This is a genomic window from Pseudomonas sp. A6, assembly GCF_052367875.1.
Classification (GTDB): domain Bacteria; phylum Pseudomonadota; class Gammaproteobacteria; order Pseudomonadales; family Pseudomonadaceae; genus Pseudomonas; species Pseudomonas citronellolis.
On record NZ_CP198970.1, the window covers coordinates 4,997,953 to 5,017,346 of the forward strand.

The 19,394-nt window shown below is 68.0% G+C and carries 16 protein-coding genes and 3 tRNA genes; 9 read left to right on the plus strand and 10 right to left on the minus strand.

All coding sequences use genetic code 11. The annotated features are described in order from the left end of the window. The first annotated feature begins 162 nt into the window (after positions 1–162). Positions 163–1,353: a sugar transporter gene (locus tag ACTWJ5_RS21780; RefSeq protein WP_074976860.1), complete on the plus strand. Its 1,191-nt coding sequence runs from the start codon at positions 163–165 to the stop codon at positions 1,351–1,353. A 51-nt stretch (positions 1,354–1,404) separates the two neighbouring features. Here the strand turns inward: ACTWJ5_RS21780 and putP are convergent, their stop codons facing one another. Further along, positions 1,405–2,922, minus strand: a complete 1,518-nt coding sequence (putP, locus tag ACTWJ5_RS21785) for a sodium/proline symporter PutP (RefSeq protein WP_074976863.1) — start codon at positions 2,920–2,922, stop codon at positions 1,405–1,407. A gap of 622 nt (positions 2,923–3,544) precedes the next feature. On the opposite strand from putP, the gene ACTWJ5_RS21790 reads away from it, so the two are divergent. Further along, positions 3,545–5,590, plus strand: coding sequence for a TonB-dependent receptor (locus tag ACTWJ5_RS21790; RefSeq protein ID WP_444436540.1), 2,046 nt, complete (start codon positions 3,545–3,547; stop codon positions 5,588–5,590). A gap of 352 nt (positions 5,591–5,942) precedes the next feature. Here ACTWJ5_RS21790 and ACTWJ5_RS21795 read toward each other — a convergent pair whose 3' ends face one another. The 4 genes from ACTWJ5_RS21795 to ACTWJ5_RS21810 form a co-directional block, all read right to left on the minus strand. Next, on the minus strand, positions 5,943–6,719 hold the full coding sequence (locus ACTWJ5_RS21795; RefSeq protein WP_444436541.1) for an ABC transporter permease: 777 nt from the start codon (positions 6,717–6,719) through the stop codon (positions 5,943–5,945). Next, entirely contained in the window at positions 6,716–7,648 is a 933-nt protein-coding gene (locus ACTWJ5_RS21800; protein WP_116423682.1) for an ABC transporter ATP-binding protein, read from the minus strand. Before ACTWJ5_RS21800 ends, ACTWJ5_RS21795 begins: the two co-directional genes overlap by 4 nt. 93 nt (positions 7,649–7,741) lie before the next feature. Beyond that, positions 7,742–8,362: a glutathione S-transferase gene (locus ACTWJ5_RS21805; protein WP_249917237.1), complete on the minus strand. Its 621-nt coding sequence runs from the start codon at positions 8,360–8,362 to the stop codon at positions 7,742–7,744. A 115-nt stretch (positions 8,363–8,477) separates the two neighbouring features. Continuing rightward, positions 8,478–9,149 (minus strand): transglutaminase-like domain-containing protein, encoded by a 672-nt coding sequence (locus tag ACTWJ5_RS21810; RefSeq protein WP_253409695.1) that lies wholly within the window; start codon positions 9,147–9,149, stop codon positions 8,478–8,480. Between the two features lie 146 nt (positions 9,150–9,295). Here ACTWJ5_RS21810 and ACTWJ5_RS21815 point away from each other — a divergent pair, with 146 nt between their 5' ends. The 3 genes from ACTWJ5_RS21815 to ACTWJ5_RS21825 all read left to right on the plus strand — a co-directional run bounded on the left by ACTWJ5_RS21815 (position 9,296) and on the right by ACTWJ5_RS21825 (position 12,783). Beyond that, a complete protein-coding gene (locus tag ACTWJ5_RS21815; RefSeq protein ID WP_444436542.1) occupies positions 9,296–11,734 on the plus strand; it encodes an acyl-CoA dehydrogenase in 2,439 nt (812 codons plus the stop codon). Positions 11,735–11,877: 143 nt separating this feature from the next. Further along, complete coding sequence (locus tag ACTWJ5_RS21820; RefSeq protein ID WP_116423678.1) at positions 11,878–12,294, plus strand: PA2816 family glutamine-rich protein; 417 nt, start codon at positions 11,878–11,880, stop codon at positions 12,292–12,294. 78 nt (positions 12,295–12,372) lie between these two features. Beyond that, the gene (locus tag ACTWJ5_RS21825) at positions 12,373–12,783 is read left to right on the plus strand and encodes a PA2817 family protein (RefSeq protein WP_074976880.1); all 411 of its coding nucleotides are present in this window, start codon (positions 12,373–12,375) and stop codon (positions 12,781–12,783) included. Between the two features lie 545 nt (positions 12,784–13,328). Here the strand turns inward: ACTWJ5_RS21825 and ACTWJ5_RS21830 are convergent. Then, a complete protein-coding gene (locus ACTWJ5_RS21830) occupies positions 13,329–13,823 on the minus strand; it encodes an Lrp/AsnC family transcriptional regulator (RefSeq protein ID WP_009618932.1) in 495 nt (164 codons plus the stop codon). A gap of 137 nt (positions 13,824–13,960) precedes the next feature. Here ACTWJ5_RS21830 and ACTWJ5_RS21835 point away from each other — a divergent pair, with 137 nt between their 5' ends. Next, positions 13,961–15,007, plus strand: coding sequence for an ornithine cyclodeaminase (locus ACTWJ5_RS21835; RefSeq protein WP_444436543.1), 1,047 nt, complete (start codon positions 13,961–13,963; stop codon positions 15,005–15,007). Between the two features lie 27 nt (positions 15,008–15,034). Here ACTWJ5_RS21835 and ACTWJ5_RS21840 read toward each other — a convergent pair whose 3' ends face one another. Then, positions 15,035–16,396, minus strand: coding sequence for an OmpA family protein (locus ACTWJ5_RS21840; RefSeq protein ID WP_074976884.1), 1,362 nt, complete (start codon positions 16,394–16,396; stop codon positions 15,035–15,037). Between the two features lie 290 nt (positions 16,397–16,686). On the opposite strand from ACTWJ5_RS21840, the gene ACTWJ5_RS21845 reads away from it, so the two are divergent. Beyond that, the gene (locus ACTWJ5_RS21845) at positions 16,687–17,250 is read left to right on the plus strand and encodes a hypothetical protein (protein WP_444436544.1); all 564 of its coding nucleotides are present in this window, start codon (positions 16,687–16,689) and stop codon (positions 17,248–17,250) included. A gap of 75 nt (positions 17,251–17,325) precedes the next feature. On the opposite strand, the gene ACTWJ5_RS21850 is transcribed toward ACTWJ5_RS21845, so the two are convergent. From ACTWJ5_RS21850 to ACTWJ5_RS21860, 3 genes are all read right to left on the minus strand, one after another. After that, positions 17,326–17,401, minus strand: a tRNA-Gly gene (locus ACTWJ5_RS21850). Between the two features lie 85 nt (positions 17,402–17,486). Then, positions 17,487–17,562: transfer RNA gene (locus ACTWJ5_RS21855), tRNA-Gly, on the minus strand. A 2-nt stretch (positions 17,563–17,564) separates the two neighbouring features. Further along, a tRNA-Glu gene (locus tag ACTWJ5_RS21860) sits at positions 17,565–17,640 on the minus strand. A 217-nt stretch (positions 17,641–17,857) separates the two neighbouring features. Here ACTWJ5_RS21860 and ACTWJ5_RS21865 point away from each other — a divergent pair. Together ACTWJ5_RS21865 and ACTWJ5_RS21870 are read left to right on the plus strand one after the other, a co-directional pair. After that, entirely contained in the window at positions 17,858–18,625 is a 768-nt protein-coding gene (locus tag ACTWJ5_RS21865) for a hypothetical protein (RefSeq protein ID WP_074976889.1), read from the plus strand. Positions 18,626–18,635: 10 nt separating this feature from the next. Continuing rightward, on the plus strand, positions 18,636–19,313 hold the full coding sequence (locus tag ACTWJ5_RS21870; protein ID WP_444436545.1) for a glutathione S-transferase family protein: 678 nt from the start codon (positions 18,636–18,638) through the stop codon (positions 19,311–19,313). Positions 19,314–19,394 lie beyond the last annotated feature (81 nt).

The following is a 19,394-nucleotide window of genomic DNA, read 5'->3' on the forward strand; positions in this document are numbered from 1 at the left end:
AGACAGGCGCCCGGCACGCGGCGTAGAATGGCCGCCGCGACCGCCGCAGCCCCCATACCAACAACGACTCCTCTTCGCCCGCCCGCACCCGGCCCTTCGCTGCCGGGGCATCACGCGTGGCCGGGGGACTCGGCCTGAGCCCCACCCTCACTCAGGATTCCCATGCACACCGCGCAAGACACCCGCACCGGCAGTTGGCTGAACGTCATCGCCCTGGCCATCGCCGCCTTCATCTTCAACACCACCGAGTTCGTCCCGGTGGGCCTGCTCAGCGACATCGGCCGCAGCTTCGACATGCGCCCGGAACAGGCCGGGCTGATGCTCACCCTGTACGCCTGGGTGGTGTCGCTCACCTCGCTGCCGCTGATGCTGGCCACGCGCAACATGGAGCGGCGGCGCCTGCTGGTGACGATCTTCTGCCTGTTCATCGGCAGCCACCTGCTCTCCGGCGTCGCCTGGAGCTTCACCACGCTGATGCTCAGCCGCTTCGGCATCGCCTTCGCCCATGCGGTGTTCTGGTCGATCACCGCATCCCTGGCGGTGCGCGTGGCGCCGCCGGGCCAGCAGGCGAAAGCCCTGGGCCTGCTGGCCACCGGGACCATCCTGGCGATGGTCCTGGGCATTCCCCTGGGCCGCGTGCTCGGCGAGGCCATGGGCTGGCGCGCGACCTTCCTGGCCATCGCCGGCGTCTCGCTGGTGGTGGTGCTCTGGCTGGCCCGCGCGCTGCCGCTGCTGCCCAGCCAGAACTCCGGCTCGCTGCGCAGCCTGCCGCTGTTGCTGCGGCGCCCGGCGCTGGTGGCGCTGTACGTGCTCACCGTGCTGGTGATCACCGCGCAGTTCACCGCCTACAGCTACATCGAGCCCTTCGCCCGCGAGGTGGCCAGGCTGGACAGCCAGCGCACCACCCTGCTGCTCCTGCTGTTCGGCGGCGCCGGGCTGTTCGGCTCGATCCTCTTCAGCCGCTACAGCGAGCGCTTCCCGCGCGGCTTCCCGTGCCTGACCATCGCCGTGCTCGGCAGTTGCCTGCTGCTGCTCCTGCCGCTGGCCCACGAGCCCCTGGCGCTGCTCGGCCTGAGCCTGTTCTGGGGCGCCGCCATCCTCTGCTTCGGCCTGGCCCTGCAGGCCAAGGTGCTGCAACTGGCCCACGACGCCACCGACGTGGCCATGGCCATGTTCTCCGGGCTATACAACGTCGGCATCGGCGGCGGCGCACTGCTGGGCAGCCGGGTGGTCGGCGGCATCGGCCTGGCGCAGATCGGCAACGTCGGCGGCGCCCTGGCCATGGCCGGCCTGGCGCTGTGCCTGTTCGCCTGCTGGCGCTATGCCGAGGCGCTGCGCAACGGGCACAAATGAAAAAGGCCGCGGCCCCTTGCGGGACCGCGGCCTTGGCTACAGCTCAGCGGATCAGCGGCCGGCGGCGGGAGCCGAGGCCGGCAGGTGGGCCTCGCCGTATTCCGCCTCGGCTTCATCGAAGCGCTGCTGCATGGCCTTGGACGGGGCCGGGCCGAGCAGGCTGAAGGCCACGATGGCGATGCTGGAGAACAGGAAGCCGGGGATGATCTCGTACAGGCCGAGCCAACCGAACTGCTTCCAGACGATCACGGTCACCGCGCCGACCAGCATGCCGGCCAGGGCGCCGTTGCGGTTCATGCGCTTCCACAGCACCGAGAACAGCACCAGCGGGCCGAAGGCGGCGCCGAAGCCGGCCCAGGCGTAGGACACCAGGCCCAGCACGCGGTTTTCCGGGTTGGCCGCCAGGGCGATGGCGATCAGCGCCACCAGCAGCACCATGGCACGGCCGACCCAGACCAGCTCGAGCTGGCTGGCGTTCTTGCGCAGGAAGGCCTTGTAGAAGTCCTCGGTCAGCGCCGAGGAGCACACCAGCAGCTGGCAGCTCAGGGTGCTCATCACCGCGGCGAGGATGGCCGACAGCAGCACGCCGGCGATCCACGGGTTGAACAGGATCTTCGCCAGCTCGATGAACACCCGCTCATGGTTCTCGGTGACCGCGCCGGCCTGCTCCGGGTTGGCCTGGAAGTAGGCGATGCCGAAGAAGCCCACGGCCACGGCGCCGCCCAGGCAGAGGATCATCCAGGTCATGGAGATGCGGCGCGCGGCCGGGATCGACTTGACCGAGTCGGCGGCCATGAAGCGCGCCAGGATGTGCGGCTGGCCGAAGTAGCCCAGGCCCCAGGCCATCAGCGAGATCACGCCGATGAAGGAAGCGCCCTTGAGCATGTCGAAGTTGGCCGCGTCCTTCAGCTCGATGGCGGCGAAGGTCGGCTCCACGCCACCGGTGGCGAACAGCACGATGATCGGGGTGAGGATCAGCGCGAAGATCATCAGCGAGGCCTGCACGGTGTCGGTCCAGCTCACCGCCAGGAAGCCGCCGACGAAGGTGTAGGCGATGGTCGCGGCGGCGCCGGCCCACAGCGCGGTCTCGTAGGACATGCCGAAGGTGCTTTCGAACAGGCGGGCGCCGGCGACGATGCCCGAGGCGCAGTAGATGGTGAAGAACACCAGGATCACCACCGCCGAGAGCACGCGCAGGATGCGGCTGTTGTCCTCGAAGCGGTTGGTGAAGTAGTCGGGGAGCGTCAGCGCGTTGCCGTTGTGCTCGGTGTGCACGCGCAGGCGGCCGGCGACGAACAGCCAGTTCAGGTAGGCGCCGACGATCAGGCCGATGGCGATCCAGCTTTCGGAGATGCCGGAGAGGTAGATCGCCCCCGGCAGGCCCATCAGCAACCAGCCGCTCATGTCCGAGGCGCCGGCCGACAAGGCCGTGACGAAGCTGCCGAGGCTGCGGCCGCCGAGGATGTAGTCGGAGAAGTTGTTGGTGGAACGGTAGGCGGCGAGTCCGATCAGGACCATGGCCGCGATGTAGATCACGAACGTGACCAGTGTTGGCGTGTTGACGCTCATGGGGGCTCCCCTGAAGCTTGTTTTTATCCAGGCCCGGAGGGTAGCCCGGGCCCTTGCTCGTCGGGGCCGGCGCGGTTGGCGTCGGTCCCCCTGCCGTGCCCTTCGGCACGGCGGGGCAGCAGCGGCCCTGCGCAAGCTCCGCTACCACCCCTGTCGCCACCCGTCGCGGTTGCACCACGCGGGCGGCTGATTCTTCGGCGCCCCCTCACCAGTCCCGGGGCAGCCGTCGCCACATTGCCCGGAGCACGTCCGGGGACACGCGCGGGCGGCGGATTCTAGCGCAAGGAAAAGCCCTTGTTGCACCGAATCGCCGAACGGTTGCACTCAAGGTGCAACCCCGACGGGCGACTGGCGGAATCTAGTGGCACCCTGCCCCGGCATTCTTGCGAAAAGCTCTGGACTTCTTGCGAAAAACTCCAGGACGCCCGTCCTTCGCAGCCAGCGGCTAGCACTTTCGGATCTGAAAGCACTTGATTTTCAAACCACAGGGAATGTTATGTTATAACAACATAACTCAAGACCGCCCCACCGAGCGGCCCGCCAAGCCCCTGCCTAGAGCCTTCGCGCAGCCCGGATCGCCACGGGAGGGGCCCGTTCTGCCCGAAAAACCAAGGAGCCCCCGATGTCCCCGTCCCGCCCCCTGCCCCGCTGGCCACTCGCGCCGCTGACCCTCGCGTTGTTTGCCGTTCCCGCGCTCGCCGACACCCGCCCCGCCGAGCTGCAGCCCCAGGTGATCACCGCCAACCCGCTGGGTGAGGTGCAACCCGCCGCGCCCAGCAGCGTGCTGCAGGGCGACGAGCTGACGCTGCGCCAGAAAGGCAGCCTGGGCGAGACCCTCGACGGCCTGCCGGGGGTGTCCTCCACTTGGTTCGGCCCCGGCGCCAGCCGGCCGATCATCCGCGGCATGGACGGCGACCGCATCCGCCTGCTGCGCAACGGCGTGGGCGCGCTGGACGCCTCGTCGCTGTCCTACGACCACGCGGTGCCGGAAGACCCCAACGTGGTCGAGCGCATCGAAGTGGTCCGCGGCCCGGCCGCCCTGCTCTACGGCGGCAACGCCATCGGCGGGGTGGTCAACAGCTTCGACAACCGCATCCCCAGCGAACCGGTGGACGGCGTGCACGGCCGCGGCGAGCTGCGCTACGGCGGCGCCGACACCACCCGCAGCGCCGCCGGCGCGCTGGAAGCCGGCGACGGCAACTTCGCCCTGCACCTGGACGCCGGCTCCCGCGAGTTCAACGACCTGCGCATCCCCGGCTACGCCCATTCCCGCGCCCAGCGAGCGATCGACGGCGACGACTCCAAGCACCGCGTCGAGAACAGCGACGGCCGCCAGGACAGCGGCGCCATCGGCGGCAGCTATCACTGGGACCACGGCTACGCCGGGCTTTCCTACAGCGGCTACGACGGCAACTACGGCTCCCCCGCCGAGGACGACGTGCGCCTGAAGATGCAGCAGGACCGCTACGCCTTCGCCTCGGAGATCCGCGACCTGGAAGGCCCGTTCAGCTCGGTGAAGCTGGACGCCGCCTACACCGAGTACCAGCACAAGGAGATCGAGGACGGCGAGACCGGCACCACCTTCAAGAACGACGGCTACGAGGCGCGCATCGAGGCCCGCCACAAGCCGCTGGGCCCGCTCGAAGGCGTGGTCGGCGCGCAGGTGGCCAACAGCCGCTTCTCGGCCCTGGGCGAAGAGGCCTTCGTGCCGCACACCGAAACCGGCAGCGCGGCGCTGTTCTTCCTGGAGAACTGGCAAGCCACCGAGCGCCTGGCGCTGAGCTTCGGCGGCCGCGTCGAACACAGCCGCATCGACCCCGACGCCAAGGACAACGAGCGCTTCGCCGAGAACGACGGCAGCCGCAGCTTCACCGCCGGCAGCCTGTCCTCCGGCGCGGTGTACCAGTTGACGCCGATCTGGGCGCTGGCCGCCACCCTCAGCTACACCGAGCGCGCGCCGACCTTCTACGAGCTGTACGCCAACGGCCCCCACGCGGCCACCGGCACCTACGAGGTGGGCGACGCCGATGCGGACAAGGAAAAGGCGGTGTCCACCGACCTGGCCCTGCGCTTCGACAATGGCATCCACAAGGGCAGCGTCGGCGTGTTCTACAGCCGCTTCTCCAACTACATCGGCCTGCTCGCCAGCGGCCGCTACCGCGACGAGGAAGGCGAAGTGGTCGCCGCCGACAGCGACGAGGCCCTGCCGGAATACCTCTACAGCGGCGTGCGCGCGGAGTTCTACGGCGTCGAGGCGCAGGACCGCATCCACCTGCTGGAAAGCCCCTACGGCAACTTCGACCTGGAACTGTCCGGCGACTACACCCGGGCGAAGAACCGCGACACCGGCGAGCCGCTGCCACGCATCGCCCCGCTGCGCCTGAACAGCGCGCTGATCTGGGAACTGCAGCAGTGGCAGGCGCGCCTGGAAGTGGAACACGCCGCCTCGCAGCACCGCGTGCCGGACGAGGAACTCTCCACCGACGGCTACACCACCCTGGGCGCCAGCGTCGGCTACAGGTTCGACATGGGCGGCAGCCAGTGGCTGGCCTTCGTCAAGGGCGAGAACCTGACCAACCAGACGGTGCGCTACGCCAGCTCGATCCTGCGCGACAGCGTGCCGGCGGCCGGGCGCGGCATCGAGGCGGGGGTGAAGGTGGCGTTCTGATGGGGTGCGGTAGGGGTGCTCTGCGTAGGATGGGTTGAGCGAAGCGATACCCATCGCCGGCCCTGCCGGCGCAATCGCGGATGAATCCGCTCCTACAAGGGAATGCCGTGCCCCACCGCGAACTGTAGGAGCGGGCCCTGCCCGCGATGGGGCTGCTCGGCGCGCACAGATGGTTCGGCGTCATCCTGAACCATTGGTTCGCGAGCAAGCTCGCTCCTACGAAAAGCCGCACAGCTTGCCCGCGAACCAACTGCTCTGTGTAGGAGCGAGCTTGCTCGCGAACCGCCACAAAAACAGAAGGCCCCGGTTCCTCGCGAAACCGGGGCCTTCGTTCAAACGCAAAACCGCGCCGTTACTGCCGCATCCCCCGCCCGCTCACCAGCAGGCGGATGCAGAAGAAGTACAGGATCACTGTCGCCGCCAGCATGAAGATCAGCGCCGTACCGATCTGGATGTCCGATACCCCGAGGATGCCGTAGCGGAAGGCGTTGACCATATGCAGGATGGGGTTGGCCAGCGATACCGTCTGCCAGAACTCCGGCAGCATGTGGATGGAGTAGAACACCCCGCCCAGGTAGGTCAGCGGCGTCAGCACGAAGGTCGGGATGATCGAGATGTCGTCGAAGTTGCGCGCGTACACCGCGTTGACGAAGCCGCCCATGGAGAAGATGGTGGCCGTCAGCACCACCACCAGCACGGTGATGCCCAGGTGGTGCACCTGCAGCTTGGTGAAGAACAGCGACAGCGCCGTGACGATGACGCCCACCGCCAGCCCGCGCAACACGCCGCCCACGGTGTAGCCGAGGAGGATGGTGTGCGGCGACACCGGCGACACCAGCAGCTCCTCGATGGAGCGCTGGAACTTGCTGCCGAAGAAGCTCGACACCACGTTGCCGTAGGCGTTGGTGATCACCGACATCATGATCAGCCCCGGCACTATGTACTGCATGTAGCTGAAGCCGCCCATGCCGCCGATCTGCCGGCCGATCAGGTTGCCGAAGATGACGAAGTACAGAACCATGGTGATCGCCGGGGGCAGCAGGGTCTGCGGCCAGATGCGGGTGAAGCGGCGGACTTCACGGTAGACGATGGTGCTCAGGGCCACCCAGTTGGCGCGCAGCTCGCTCATACCGCCACCTTCGACAGGTTCTTCTCGACCAGCGACACGAACAGCTCCTCCAGACGGTTGGTCTTGTTGCGCAGGCTCAGCACCTCGATGCCCTGCCCGTTGAGCGCGGCGAACAGGCCGTTGATGCCGGCCGCCTTGTCCACCTGCACCTCCAGGGTGTGGTCGTCCAGCAGCCGCGCCGGGTAGCCGGGCAGTTGCGGGAGCTGGGCCACGGCGCCCTTGAGGTCGAGCACGAAGGTCTCCACGTGCAGCTGGGTCAGCAGCTTGCGCATGCTGGTGTTCTCGACGATGGTGCCGTGGTCGATGATCGCGATGTTGCGGCAGAGCTGCTCGGCCTCCTCCAGGTAGTGGGTGGTGAGGATGATGCTGATGCCCTGCTGGTTCAGTTCGGTGAGGAAGTTCCACATCGAGCGGCGCAGCTCGATGTCCACCCCGGCGGTGGGCTCGTCGAGGATCAGCAGGCGCGGCTCGTGGATCAGCGCGCGGGCGATCATCAGCCGGCGCTTCATGCCGCCGGAAAGCTCGCGCGAGGCCGAGTTGCGCTTGTCCCACAGGCCCAACTGATTGAGGTACTTCTCGGCGCGCTCCTTGGCGATCTTCGCCGGGATGCCGTAGTAGCCGGCCTGGGTCACGACGATGTCGAAGACCTTCTCGAACTGGTTGAAGTTGAACTCCTGGGGCACCACGCCCAGGCAGCGCTTGACCTTCAGCGGCTCGCGGTCGAGGTCGTGGCCGAACACCGTGACCGTGCCGCTGGTCTTGTTCACCAGGGTCGAGAGGATGCCGATGGTGGTGGACTTGCCGGCGCCGTTGGGGCCGAGCAGAGCGAAGAAATCGCCCTCGGCGACGTCCAGATCGATGCCCTTGAGGGCCTGGAAACCGTTGCCGTAGGTTTTCGTCAGTTGACGGAGGGTAAGCGCGGAACTCATGGAATTTCCCGTGGCTGGGCGGCGCGTGAAAATGGAACAGCTAGATAAGGGCCCGCGCCGGCAAATGCAACCTTCGCCGGCGCCGCGGGCGGTTCAGGTCAGCGCGGTCATCACCGCGCTGCGGTAGGCCGGACGCTCGCGCAGGCGGGTGTACCAGGCTTCCAGGTGCGGCATCGGCGGGCGCTGGATGGGCATCTCGAACCAGGCATAGATGAAGCTGCCCAGGGGGATGTCGCCCATGCCGAAGCGCTCGCCGGACAAGTATGGCTGGCGCGCCAGGGCCTGCTCGGGCACCGCCAGGGCCGTCACGCAGGCCTCGATGCCGGCGTCGATGGCGGCCTGGTCACGCTGCTCCGGCGGGGTGCGCAGGGTACCCCAGAACACCGTGCGGAAGGGCCCGGCGAAGGTCGAGGTGGTCCAGTCCATCCACTTCTCGGCGCTGGCGCGCCGCTGCAAGTCCTGCGGATAGAGGCTGTCGGGCGCGTACTTCGCCGCCAGGTAGCGGACGATGGCGTTGGATTCCCAGAGCACGAAGTCGCCATCCTCGAGGGTCGGCACCACGCCGTTGGGGTTGAGCGCGCGGTAGGCCGGCTCGTTCACCACGCCGAAGGCGCCGCCGGCGTCGATGCGCTGGTAGGCCACCGCGGCCTCCTCGGCGCACCACAGCGCCTTGCGCACGTTGGAGGAATTCTTGCGGCCCCAGATTTTCAGCATGGCGTGCAGCCTCTTCTTGTTTGGCGGGTGAACGCGGCCGCGGCAGGTCGGCCGGTGAATGCGAGCACCCTACCGGTCGGCGCGGCAAGAAGAAAGGCATGCGGACTGATGATGACTATCGATTGCCTTCATGCTTCGGCGCTTCGGCCTGCATGTCGCCGGACAGCGGCGTGGGGCCGGCGTCGAACAGGTGCGGGTAGCAGGCCCGCAGGTGGCCGAAGAACAGGTCCTCGGGGACGTCGGCGAACTGGCCGTGGTCGCACAGGTACTCCATGTGCCGCCGGCCGCCCTGGTCGAATTCGTGGAAGACGCTGTCCTCGCGCCCGTCGAATTCCAGCGGCAGCACGCCGAAGGCCTCGCACAGCTCGCGGTTGAAGGCCGGCGTGGCCTTGACCCAGCGGCCGTCGAGGAACAGCTCGGTGTAGCCGTGCATGGCGAACACCTCGCTGCGCAGCATCTCCACCATGCGCCCGCTGGCCAGGTGGTTCTTCACGTCGGCCAGGCCGATGCGCGCGGGGATGCCGCAATGCCGGGCGCAGGCCGCCAGCAGCGCGGCCTTGGGCACGCAGTAGGACTGCCCGGCCTGCAGCGCGTGGCTGGCCTTGAGCGTCTGCGCATCGAGGCTGAACACATAGGGGTTGTAGCGGATGCTGTCGCGCACCGCGTAGTACAGCGCCACCGCCTGCTCGCGCGGCTGCGGCGAGGCGCCACGGTGCCTTTGGGCGAACTCGACCACCGCGGGGTGGTCACTATCCAGGTAGCGGCCGGGTTCGAGGTAAGCCTGCATGGGGGAATCTCCTTCACGGTTCCGGCCAGTCTAAACAGCCCGTCCGCATGCCGTGGAGGACGATCCGGCCAAGCTCGCCGAGGAAGGCGCCAACACCCGGCTAAGCTGTGAGGGATCGCCCCGTCGTTCGTCATGGAGGAAAGTGCATGTCGCTGCTCTGGTTGATCGTTCTCGTGCTCGGCGTCGCCTGGCTGGCCCACCGGCGCGTGGCGCCGGCCCCGGCGCTGGGGATAGTCGCCGTCTATCTCATCTTCATGGGCCTGTTCAGCCACGCCCACGGCTGGATGATCCTGCTCTGGCTGCCCTGGCTGGCGGTGGCCGCCGCCCTGGCCCTGCCCGATCTGCGCCGCAAGCTGTTCAGTGGCCCGCTGTATGCCTGGTTCAAGCAGGTGCTGCCGCCGATGTCCGACACCGAGCGCGAGGCCATCGAGGCCGGCACCGTGTGGTGGGACGGCGACCTGTTCAGCGGCCGCCCGGACTGGAGCAAGCTGCTGGGCGCCCCGGCGCCTCAGCTCACCGAGGAGGAGCAGGCCTTCATCGACGGCCCCACCGAACAGCTCTGCGCCATGGTCAACGACTGGGACATTTCCCGGCGCATGGACCTGCCGGAGGAAGCCTGGGCCTTCATCAAGGAACAGGGCTTCTTCGGCCTGATCATCCCCAGGGAATACGGCGGCAAGGGCTTCTCCGCCTTCGCCCACTCCCAGGTGGTGATGAAGCTGGCCAGCCGCAGCGGCGACCTGGCCTCCACCGTGATGGTGCCCAACTCCCTGGGCCCGGCCGAGCTGCTGCTGCACTACGGCACCGACGAGCAGCGCCAGCGCTACCTGCCGGGCCTGGCGCGCGGCGAGGAAATCCCCTGCTTCGGCCTGACCAGCCCGCAGGCCGGCTCCGACGCCGGCGGCATGACCGACATCGGCATCGTCTGCAAGGGCCAGTGGCAGGGCGAGGAAGTGCTCGGCCTGCGCCTGACCTGGGAGAAGCGCTACATCACCCTGGGCCCGGTGGCCACCCTGCTCGGCCTGGCCTTCAAGTGCCACGACCCGGAGCACCTGCTGGGCGGCGAGGAAGACCTGGGCATCACCCTGGCCCTGGTGCCCACCGACACCCCCGGAGTGGAGATCGGCCGGCGCCACGTGCCGCTGGGCGCGGCCTTCATGAACGGGCCGAACTCGGGCAAGGACGTGTTCCTGCCGCTGGACTGCATCATCGGCGGCCAGGCCATGATCGGCAAAGGCTGGATGATGCTGATGAACTGCCTGTCGGTGGGCCGCTCCATCTCCCTGCCGGCGGTGGGCACCAGCGCGGCCAAGGGCTGCAGCTACAGCAGCGGGCGCTACGCGCAGATCCGCGAGCAGTTCAACGTGCCCATCGGCGCCTTCGAGGGCATCCAGGAAGCCCTCGGGCGCATCGGCGGCAACGCCTGGATGATGGACTGCGCGCGCATCCTCACCGCCCACGCGGTGGACCTGGGCGAGAAGCCCTCGGTCCTGTCGGCCATCCTCAAATACCACCTGACCGAGCGCGGCCGCGAATGCATCAGCCACGCCATGGACATCCACGGCGGCAAGGGCATCATCCTCGGCCCGCGCAACTACCTGGGCCGCGCCTGGCAGACGGCGCCGATCTTCATCACCGTGGAAGGCGCCAACATCCTCTCGCGCAACCTGATGATCTTCGGCCAGGGCGCCATCCGCTGCCATCCCTTCGTGCTCAGGGAGATGGCCCTGGCCCAGCAGGAAGACCAGGCCCACGCCGCCCACGAGTTCGACCGCCTGCTGCTGCGGCACATCGGCTTCGCGGTGAGCAACGCCGCCAGCAGCCTGCTGCTGGGCCTGGGCTTCGGCCGCTTCGACCACGTGCCCGGCGACCGCCTGACGCGCCCCTACTTCCGCGCGGTGAACCGCCTGGCAGCCAGCTTCGCCATGCTCGCCGACTTCAGCATGATGCTGCTGGGCGGCGAGCTGAAGCGCAAGGAACGCCTCTCGGCGCGCCTGGGCGATGCCCTCAGCCACCTCTACCTGGCCTCGGCGGCGCTCAAGCGCTACCACGACCTGAACCATGCCGAGCACCTGCAACCGCTGCTGCGCTGGGCCCTGGAGGAGAACCTGGCGAAGACCGAGGAGGCCCTGGCCGCCCTGCTGGAGAACTTCCCCAACCGCTGCGTCGGCTGCCTGCTCAAGCTCCTGGTGTTCCCCCTGGGCCGCCGCCACAAGGGCCCGAGCGACGCGCTGGACGCGGAGATCGCCGGCATCCTCGGCCGCCCGCTGGACGACCCGGCGCTGCAGGCGATCCTCTACGGCGCCTTCCTGCCCACGGCGCAAGACGACCCGCTGGCCGACCTGGAACGCGCCCTCACCGCCCTGCGCGAGGTGGCGCCCCTGCAGAAACAGCTGCACAAGGCAATCAAGGAAGGCAAGGTGCGCCCGGCGCCCGGCCAGTCGCCGATCGACGCCGCGGTGGCCGCGCGGGTGCTGGACGAGGAGCAGGGCCAGCAGCTGCACGCCGCGGAGAAGGCCCGGCGCCAGGTGATCGACGTCGACGACTTCGCCAAGGAGGAACTCGGCCAGCCCGGCAAGGTCTGACCACCCAGAACCCTTCCCTACCCCATGAAGGGAGCAGTACGCCAAGGGCGCCGACACGGCGCCCTTGGCGTTTTCGCCCCGGGGGCTGCCAGTGCCGGCGGATGGGTGCACACTGGCAGGCAAAGGCAACCGGGAGAACGCCCATGCGCATCCTGCCCATCCTCCTCGTCGGCCTGGCCCTGGCAACCACGGCGCAGGCCGACTCCTGGCTCTACCCGAGCCGCAACAGCCCGCCACCGGCGCCGCTGGTCGACCTGGACCCGCAACAGCAGCAGATCGACAGCCTGCAGCGCCAGGCCGAACAACGCCGCGCGCAGCAGCAGGACCAGCGCCTGCAATACGAGGACCAGCGCCTGCAGCTCAAGCAGCAACAGCTCAAGGACCAGCAGCAGTCCCTGGAGCGCCAGCGCCAGCAACAGCGCCTGCAGGACCAGACCATCGAGCGCCAGCGCACCGACCTGCAGCAGTTCCGCCTGCAGCAGCAACAGCAGCAGCTCGACATGCAGCGGCGGATGATCGACAACCAGCGCCGGCAGACGCAGTCGCGGCCGCTCCGTTGAACGGCGCCGCGCGGCGGGGCCGGTGAAACCCCTATATACTCCGCCCCCGTTTCAGCCGTTTCCGCAGAGGACCCCACCATGGCCAGCGCCTACCTTGACCACCACCTCGCCCTGCTGCAGCACCTGCGCATGATCCTCGGCGCCCTGGGCGAAGCCGAGCAGGTCCCGGAGGAGAACCACGGCCTGTTCCTCGAACGCTTCGACGAACTGCTGCAGGAACTGCCGCGCGACCCGGTGGGCGCCCAGTACCTGGGCCAGGACCTGATTTCCCAGACCTTCCACCGCTACCCGCAGATCGCCCACCTGGTGCCGCGCGACCTGCTGTGGTTCTTCGGCGGCGACTGCCTGCACTTCATGCCCGACGAAGAGATCGACCTGTACCAGCAACTGGACGAACGCCGCTTCGCCGCCGAGGAAAACGGCGAGCCCTTCGACTGGAACAAGGAAAAGGCTTTGCTGGCGTTGCCGGGAGATGCGCCGAAGCATTAGAGCACCCTCACCCCAACCCTCTCCCGCAAGCGGGAGAGGGGGCTGTCCTGAGCGGCGTTGAACTCAAGCGTCGTCCTCACACCTCGTCATTCCCGCGGACAGCGCTTGCGCTGGCCCGAGCAACTGTCTTACAGGCCGCGCCGAGGTGCTCTGCGTAGGAGCGAGCTTGCTCGCGAATGAGCCCCGCAGCGGAGTCTGTTCGCGAGCAAGCTCGCTCCTACAGGGGCAACCGTGGTTTCAGGATCATGCGGCGTTGAACTCAAGCGTCGTCCTCGCACCTCGTCATTCCCGCGGACAGCGCTTGCGCTGGCCCGAGCGACTGTCTTACAGGCCGCGCCGAGGTGCTCTTCGTAGGAGCGAGCTTGCTCGCGAATGAGCCCCCCGCAGCGGAGTCTGTTCGCGAGCAAGCTCGCTCCTACAGGGGCAACCGTGGTTTCAGGATCATGCGGCGTTTTCAGTCGGCTCGGGACAGCCCCCTCTTCCTTCAGGGAGAGGGTTGGGGAGAGGGCGCCCCCTTCGATCCGACGAAAAGCCCCGCAAGACAGTCACCCCTCCTCCGGCACCCGTATCCGGTGGCAATCCTTGATCTCCCGCAGCGCCAGCGTCGACTGGATCGACGCGATCCCCGGCTGCTTGCGCAGCACCTTCTCGACGAACTCCGCGTAAGCATCCAGATCCTTCTCCAACACCTGCAGAAGGAAATCCGCATCGCCGGTGATCTTGTGGCAGGCCAGCACCTCCGGCAGGTCGCGCACAGTCGCCTCGAAGCGGTCCGAGGCGTCGTCGGAGTGGGCGGCGAAGCGCACGTGGACGAACGCCAGGATGTCCAGGCCCAGGCGCCGGCGGTCGAGGTTGGCCTGGTAGTCGCGGATGTAGCCCTCCTCCTCCAGGCGTTTGCGCCGCCGCCAGCAGGGCGTGACGCTCAGCGCCAGGCGCTCGCTCAGCTCGGCGTTGGACAGGCTGGCGTCCTCCTGTAACAGGCGCAGCATCGCCAGGTCGGTGGCATCCAGGTCGGCCACGCTGGAATTTCTTTTCTTCATTTCTCTCATCCTGAGTCTGTCATTGCGCAGAAGCCTAGCCCATGCAGTCAGAAAGCACAGTTATTCCCGGCCAGCGGCATAGACTGACCCCAGGCGCCCGATGAACGCGCGGCGCTCCCACTCAGGAGGAAGGCAGCATGACCCGTTATCTGGATGTGCAGGACGTTGGCCGACTGCTCGGCGAGATCGGCCCGGGCGCGGCCATCCGCGCCATGGCCGGCTACATCGAGGCCGATTACCGACGCTGGGATGAATTCACCAAGTGCGCCCGCGTCGCCAACCACTCCGCCCTCGGCGTGATCGAACTGATGCCCGCCGACGACGGCAAGCTGTATGCCTTCAAGTACGTCAACGGCCACCCGAAGAACTATCGCGTCGACCTGCCCACGGTAATGGCCTTCGGCGTGCTGGCCACGGTGGACACCGGCTACCCGCTGCTGCTCGGCGAACTGACGCTGACCACCGCCGTGCGCACCGCCGCCACCTCGGCGCTGTTCGCCGGCTTCCTGGCCCGCCCCGATGCCCGAAGCATGGCGCTGATCGGCAACGGCGCGCAGAGCGAGTTCCAGGCCATCGCCTTCCACGAGCTGCTGGGCATCGAGGAAATCCGCCTGTTCGACATCGACCCGGCGGCCACCGCCAAGCTGCAGCGCAACCTCGCCGGCCTCCCCGGCCTGAAATTGGTGGTCGCCAGCTCGGTGCGTGAAGCGGTGCACGGCACCGATATCGTCACCACGGTCACCGCCGACAAGACCAACGCCACCATCCTCACTGCCGACATGCTCGAACCGGGCATGCACATCAACGCCGTGGGCGGCGACTGCCCGGGCAAGACCGAGCTGCAGGCCGAAGTGCTGGAGCGCGCGCGGGTGATAGTCGAGTTCGAACCGCAGACCCGCGTCGAGGGCGACATCCAGCAGATGCCGGCGGATTTCCCGGTGATCGAGTTCCAACGCATCCTCGCCGGCGCCGCCGAGGGCCGGCAGAACGCCGAGCAGATCACCGTATTCGACTCGGTGGGCTTCGCCCTGGAAGACTTCTCCGCCCTGCGCTGGCTGCACGACGCGGCGCGCGAGCGCGGCATCGGCCGCGACATCGAACTGGTGCCGCGGCCGCAGGACCCGAAGGACCTGTTCGGCCTGGTCCGGCAGCCCCAGGGCCAGGCGCTGCGTGCCGTGCGCTGAGCCTGGCGCGCCAGGGCAAGGGCTGGCTCACTCCAGCACGCTGAACTCGATGCGCTGGTTGCGCGCCCTGCCCGCCTCGGTGGCGTTGCTGAAGAGCGGCTGGCTGCGCCCGTAGCCCTTGGCCTGCAGACGGTCGGGCGCCACGCCCAGTTCCACCAGGCGCGCCACCACGGCCTCGGCCCGAACGCGGGAGGCCTGCTGGCTGCTTTGCGAATCGTCGCTGTCGTCGGTGTGTCCGCCCACTTCCACGAGGGTGCCCGGCGGCGCCTGGCGGATGGCTTCGGCGGCTTCGGCCAACACCTCGTCGCTGTCGCGGCTGATGGTGCTCGAGCGGTTGTCGAAGCGAATCCCCAACTGGGTCAGGGCATCGGCCAGTTGCCGAGCGCCGGAGCCCGGCGGCAGGCCGTTGAGGGCGGCCAGGGTGCGGTTCCACAGCCCCAGGAATTCGAAGCCGCCGAAGGTCTCGCGCAATTTCTGCGACAGCTCGATGCGCTGCCCCTGGCTCAGCGCGGTGGAATCCATGCGGATGCGCTCGCCGTTGAAGCCCAGCTTGAGCCCCTCGACCTTCAGTTCCGGCAGCAGCTCCAGCAGGCCGTCGAGCCAGGCAGCGGGGCTGGTTTGCCGCTTGACCAGGATGTCGCCCCGCAGGCGCTCCGCGCCGAAGACCTCCTTCAGCCGCCCCAGCAGCGCCGCGCGCTCGTCGATGCTGGTGAGCTGGCCATTGATGCGGACCTTGCCCTCGCGCAGTTCGAGCATGAAGCGCGGCGCCTCCACCACCGGGCTGGCCTCGGGCTGCGGGACCACCTCCACGGCTGCCGCCACCCGCGCCTGGGCCACGGGCGTGGACGAGCAATGGCGAAACGACAGCACCATGGTGAGCAACGACAGCACCAGTAGCGCGCCCAGCCAGGGCGCCAGCCCCCGCTTCGCACCCGGCCGCGGCCCAGCCGGCTCGCTGATCGCCTCCGGCCGCAGCGCCGGCAACAATTCGGCGGTGTCGGCCATCAGCACCGTCAGCCCCTCGGCCCCGGCCTGCGCCGCGCCACCGGCAGCGTCGAGTCCGGCCAGCAGCTCCGGCAGGCAGGCGGCGACCGCCTCTTCCAGCCCCTCGTCGGACAGCCCCAGGTGCCGGGCAAAGCGGCCCAGCGTGCCGGCGTCGAACACCTGCTCCAGCTGGGCGCGGTCGGGCGCCTGCGCATGGGGGCCGCCCTGCAGCCAGGCGCCCAGTCCCTGCCGGCGCAGGTGCTGGACGAAACCGGCCCAGCCGCCGCGCTGCTCGTCGAGCACCAGGTGGGCCAGCAGGCCCAGGAGCTTTCCGGCGTTTTCCGGCGCCAGGCCGAAGCGGCGGACGAGCGTCTCCAGAAGCCGCCCAATGAAATCGTCATACATATGAAGAACTACTCGGAGAATATCCATCGACCCGTGCCAGGCATTGCGGCCACACGGTCCCTGCAATGCTGCCCAGGCGCCGATGCGCGCCGGGGAAGCCGGCGCTATCAGAGCAAATCCCTCCGGCGGACCAAATAAGGGCAATCCGAATTCGCTGCCCGGCACCGGCATTGCCGGGGGGCGAGGAAACGTCTCACCGGCGCCCGCGCCTGCGCCTTATTCCACCGGCCGGGCAAGCCTTGCCAAGCTGGCCGGAACACTTCGCCAAGGCGCTATCGCAGGACCTCCCCATGCCGCACCTCCCACCGATGACCACCAGCCATGGAGGGCTGCGGCTGCGCTCGGGCAGCATCCTCGCCCTGCTGCTGGTGCTGCTGGCGAGCCTGGCGCCCAGCAGCCAGGGACAGAGCCAGGGCGGGCAGCGGACGGCGAAGGTCGAGGTGGAAAGCTTCGTGCGCCGGCTGTACGGCGACGAAGGCCCCGGGGCGCTCTCCGGCGATATCGGCGAGGCGCGCGCCCGGCGCTGGCTGAGCCCTGCGCTGGCGCGGGCGCTGAAGGCCTACCGCGCAGCCCGCCATGAAGGCGCGGGGCTGCTGGAGAACGACCCGCTCTGCGTCTGCCGGCGTTCGCCAGGCCTGGAGCTGGAGCAACTGCACGTCAACCTGGCCGGCGAGGGCCGGGCCACGGCCAGGGTGATCCTGGTGCACGAGCAGTGGCGCCGCGGCGTGCTGCTGCGCCTGGTCAGGCGCGGGAAGGCCTGGCGCCTGGACGATCTCGCGCAGCCGGCCATGCCGAGCCTGCGCCGGGCGCTGGAACGGGAAACGCAGGGCGCGCCGGCTATCACGGAGAAATGACGGGGAGCGGAAACGAAAAAAGGCTGCCCTGAGGCAGCCTTTTTTGCGTGGATCACCGCGAGGGGCGATCCGGATTGGAGCGGGAAACGAGACTCGAACTCGCGACCCCGACCTTGGCAAGGTCGTGCTCTACCAACTGAGCTATTCCCGCATCAACTTGTTGCAACCTCCAGCTTTCGGCCGGAGGGTAACGCCATTTCGCTTTCCGCTCACCGCCGGGGCGATGACCGAGAATTTGGAGCGGGAAACGAGACTCGAACTCGCGACCCCGACCTTGGCAAGGTCGTGCTCTACCAACTGAGCTATTCCCGCAATGGCGTCCCCTAGGGGACTCGAACCCCTGTTACCGCCGTGAAAGGGCGGTGTCCTAGGCCACTAGACGAAGGGGACGCGGCCCGGAACTTACAACATTCTTTCCGGCTTCTTCGCTCTGCCTTTCGGCTTTCGCGTCGAAGTGGCGCGCATTCTATGGAGCCTTTGGAGGGGCGTCAACCCTTCCGGAAAAAATTTTTTAAATCAAAGACTTCTGGTCAAATTTTGCGCCGCCGCTATGACCGGTGTCAGCGAGCCATTACACTCGGGAAAAATCCTTCAGGGAGTTTCCAAGGTGTCGCCACTCGTCATCACCGCCCTGGTCGTCGCCGGCATCGTCATTCTGATCGCCATCGTCTTCATCAACCAGCAGTTGGAAAACCGCAAGCTGGAGAAGGCCCGGGAGAAGGCCGACCTGCAGGATCGCTTCCGCCGCTGCGGCGCCATCGCCGAGAGCCTGCCCGGTCAGTTCATCTCCGCGGACCTCAAGCTGCTGCTCAGCCGTTTCGAACTCAGCCTGGGCGAGCGCCTGCTCAAGCTGGAAAAAACGCCCCAGGTCGCCGAGCGCGTCGCCGAACTCAACCGCCTGGTAAGCCAGGGCAGCGCCATGGAAGTGCGCAACGCCCCGCAGTTGATCCTCACCGAAGCCAAGGCCAAGGAAGTCCGCTTCCTTTTCGAGGGCCTGCACGCCCAGATCAACCGCTTCGCCCAGGATGGCCTGCTGCCGCGCAACGACGCCCAGCGCTGGCTGAAGGAAATCCGCCACCTGCTCACCCAGCTGCATATAGAGTTCTTCACCAACATCGGCCAGCAGGCGCTGCAGCAGAACCAGCCCCGCCAGGCCCGCCTGGCCTTCGAGCGCGGCGTGCAGTACCTGCAGAAGCAGGCCGACCTCGGCCGCTACCAGGCCCAGTTGAAGCAACTGGAACAACAGCTCGAACGCGCCAACGCCCTGGTGCTGGAAAGCAGCAAGCCCTCCGCCGAGGAAAACACCGAGCTGACCGAAGGCCTGAAGGCGCTGGACGAAGACGACATCTGGAAGAAGAAGAATCTCTACGACTGAGGAGACCTGCATGAGCCTGACCCTCTACGGCGCCGCCCTATCCCCCTTCGTCCGCAAGGTCCGCCTGTGCCTGGCGGAGAAGGGCCTGGACTACCAACTGGAGAACGTCGACCCGTTCAACCAGCCGGACTGGTACGCCGACCTCAACCCGCTGCGACGCATCCCCGCCCTGCGCGACGGCGACGTCACCCTGGCCGACTCCAGCGTCATCTGCCACTACCTGGACGACCGCGATCCCCAGGCCACGCCCCTGTGCGGCGGCAACGCCCTGGCCCGCGCGCGGATCAGTTGGCTGGAAAAATACGCCGACTACGAAGTGGCGCCCCTGGCCACCTTCACCGTGTTCCGCAACCGCCTGCTCAAGCCGTTGCTGGGCAAGCCGTGCGACGAGGCGGCGGTGGAAGCCGCGCTGCAGGAGAAACTGCCGCCGCACTTCGACTACCTGGAAGGCTGTCTGGGCGAAGCCGAGTATTTCGTCGACGACCGCTTCAGCCTGGCGGACATCGCCGTGGCCAGCCAACTGGTGAACATGCGCCACGGCGGGGAAGTATTGGATGCCGGGCGCTGGCCGCGTCTGGCCGCGCACTTCCAGCGCATGCTGCAGCGCCCTGCCCTGCAAGCGGTTCTCGAGGGTGAACAGCGGGTCGTCGAGAAGATTCGCGCACGCATCGCCCAGGCGCCGGCCTGAATAGAAAGACGCCGTCGGTCGGAGCACGGCGTACATCCCCCGTAGGAGTGGACCTTGTCCGCGATAGCCGGAGGTATCGGC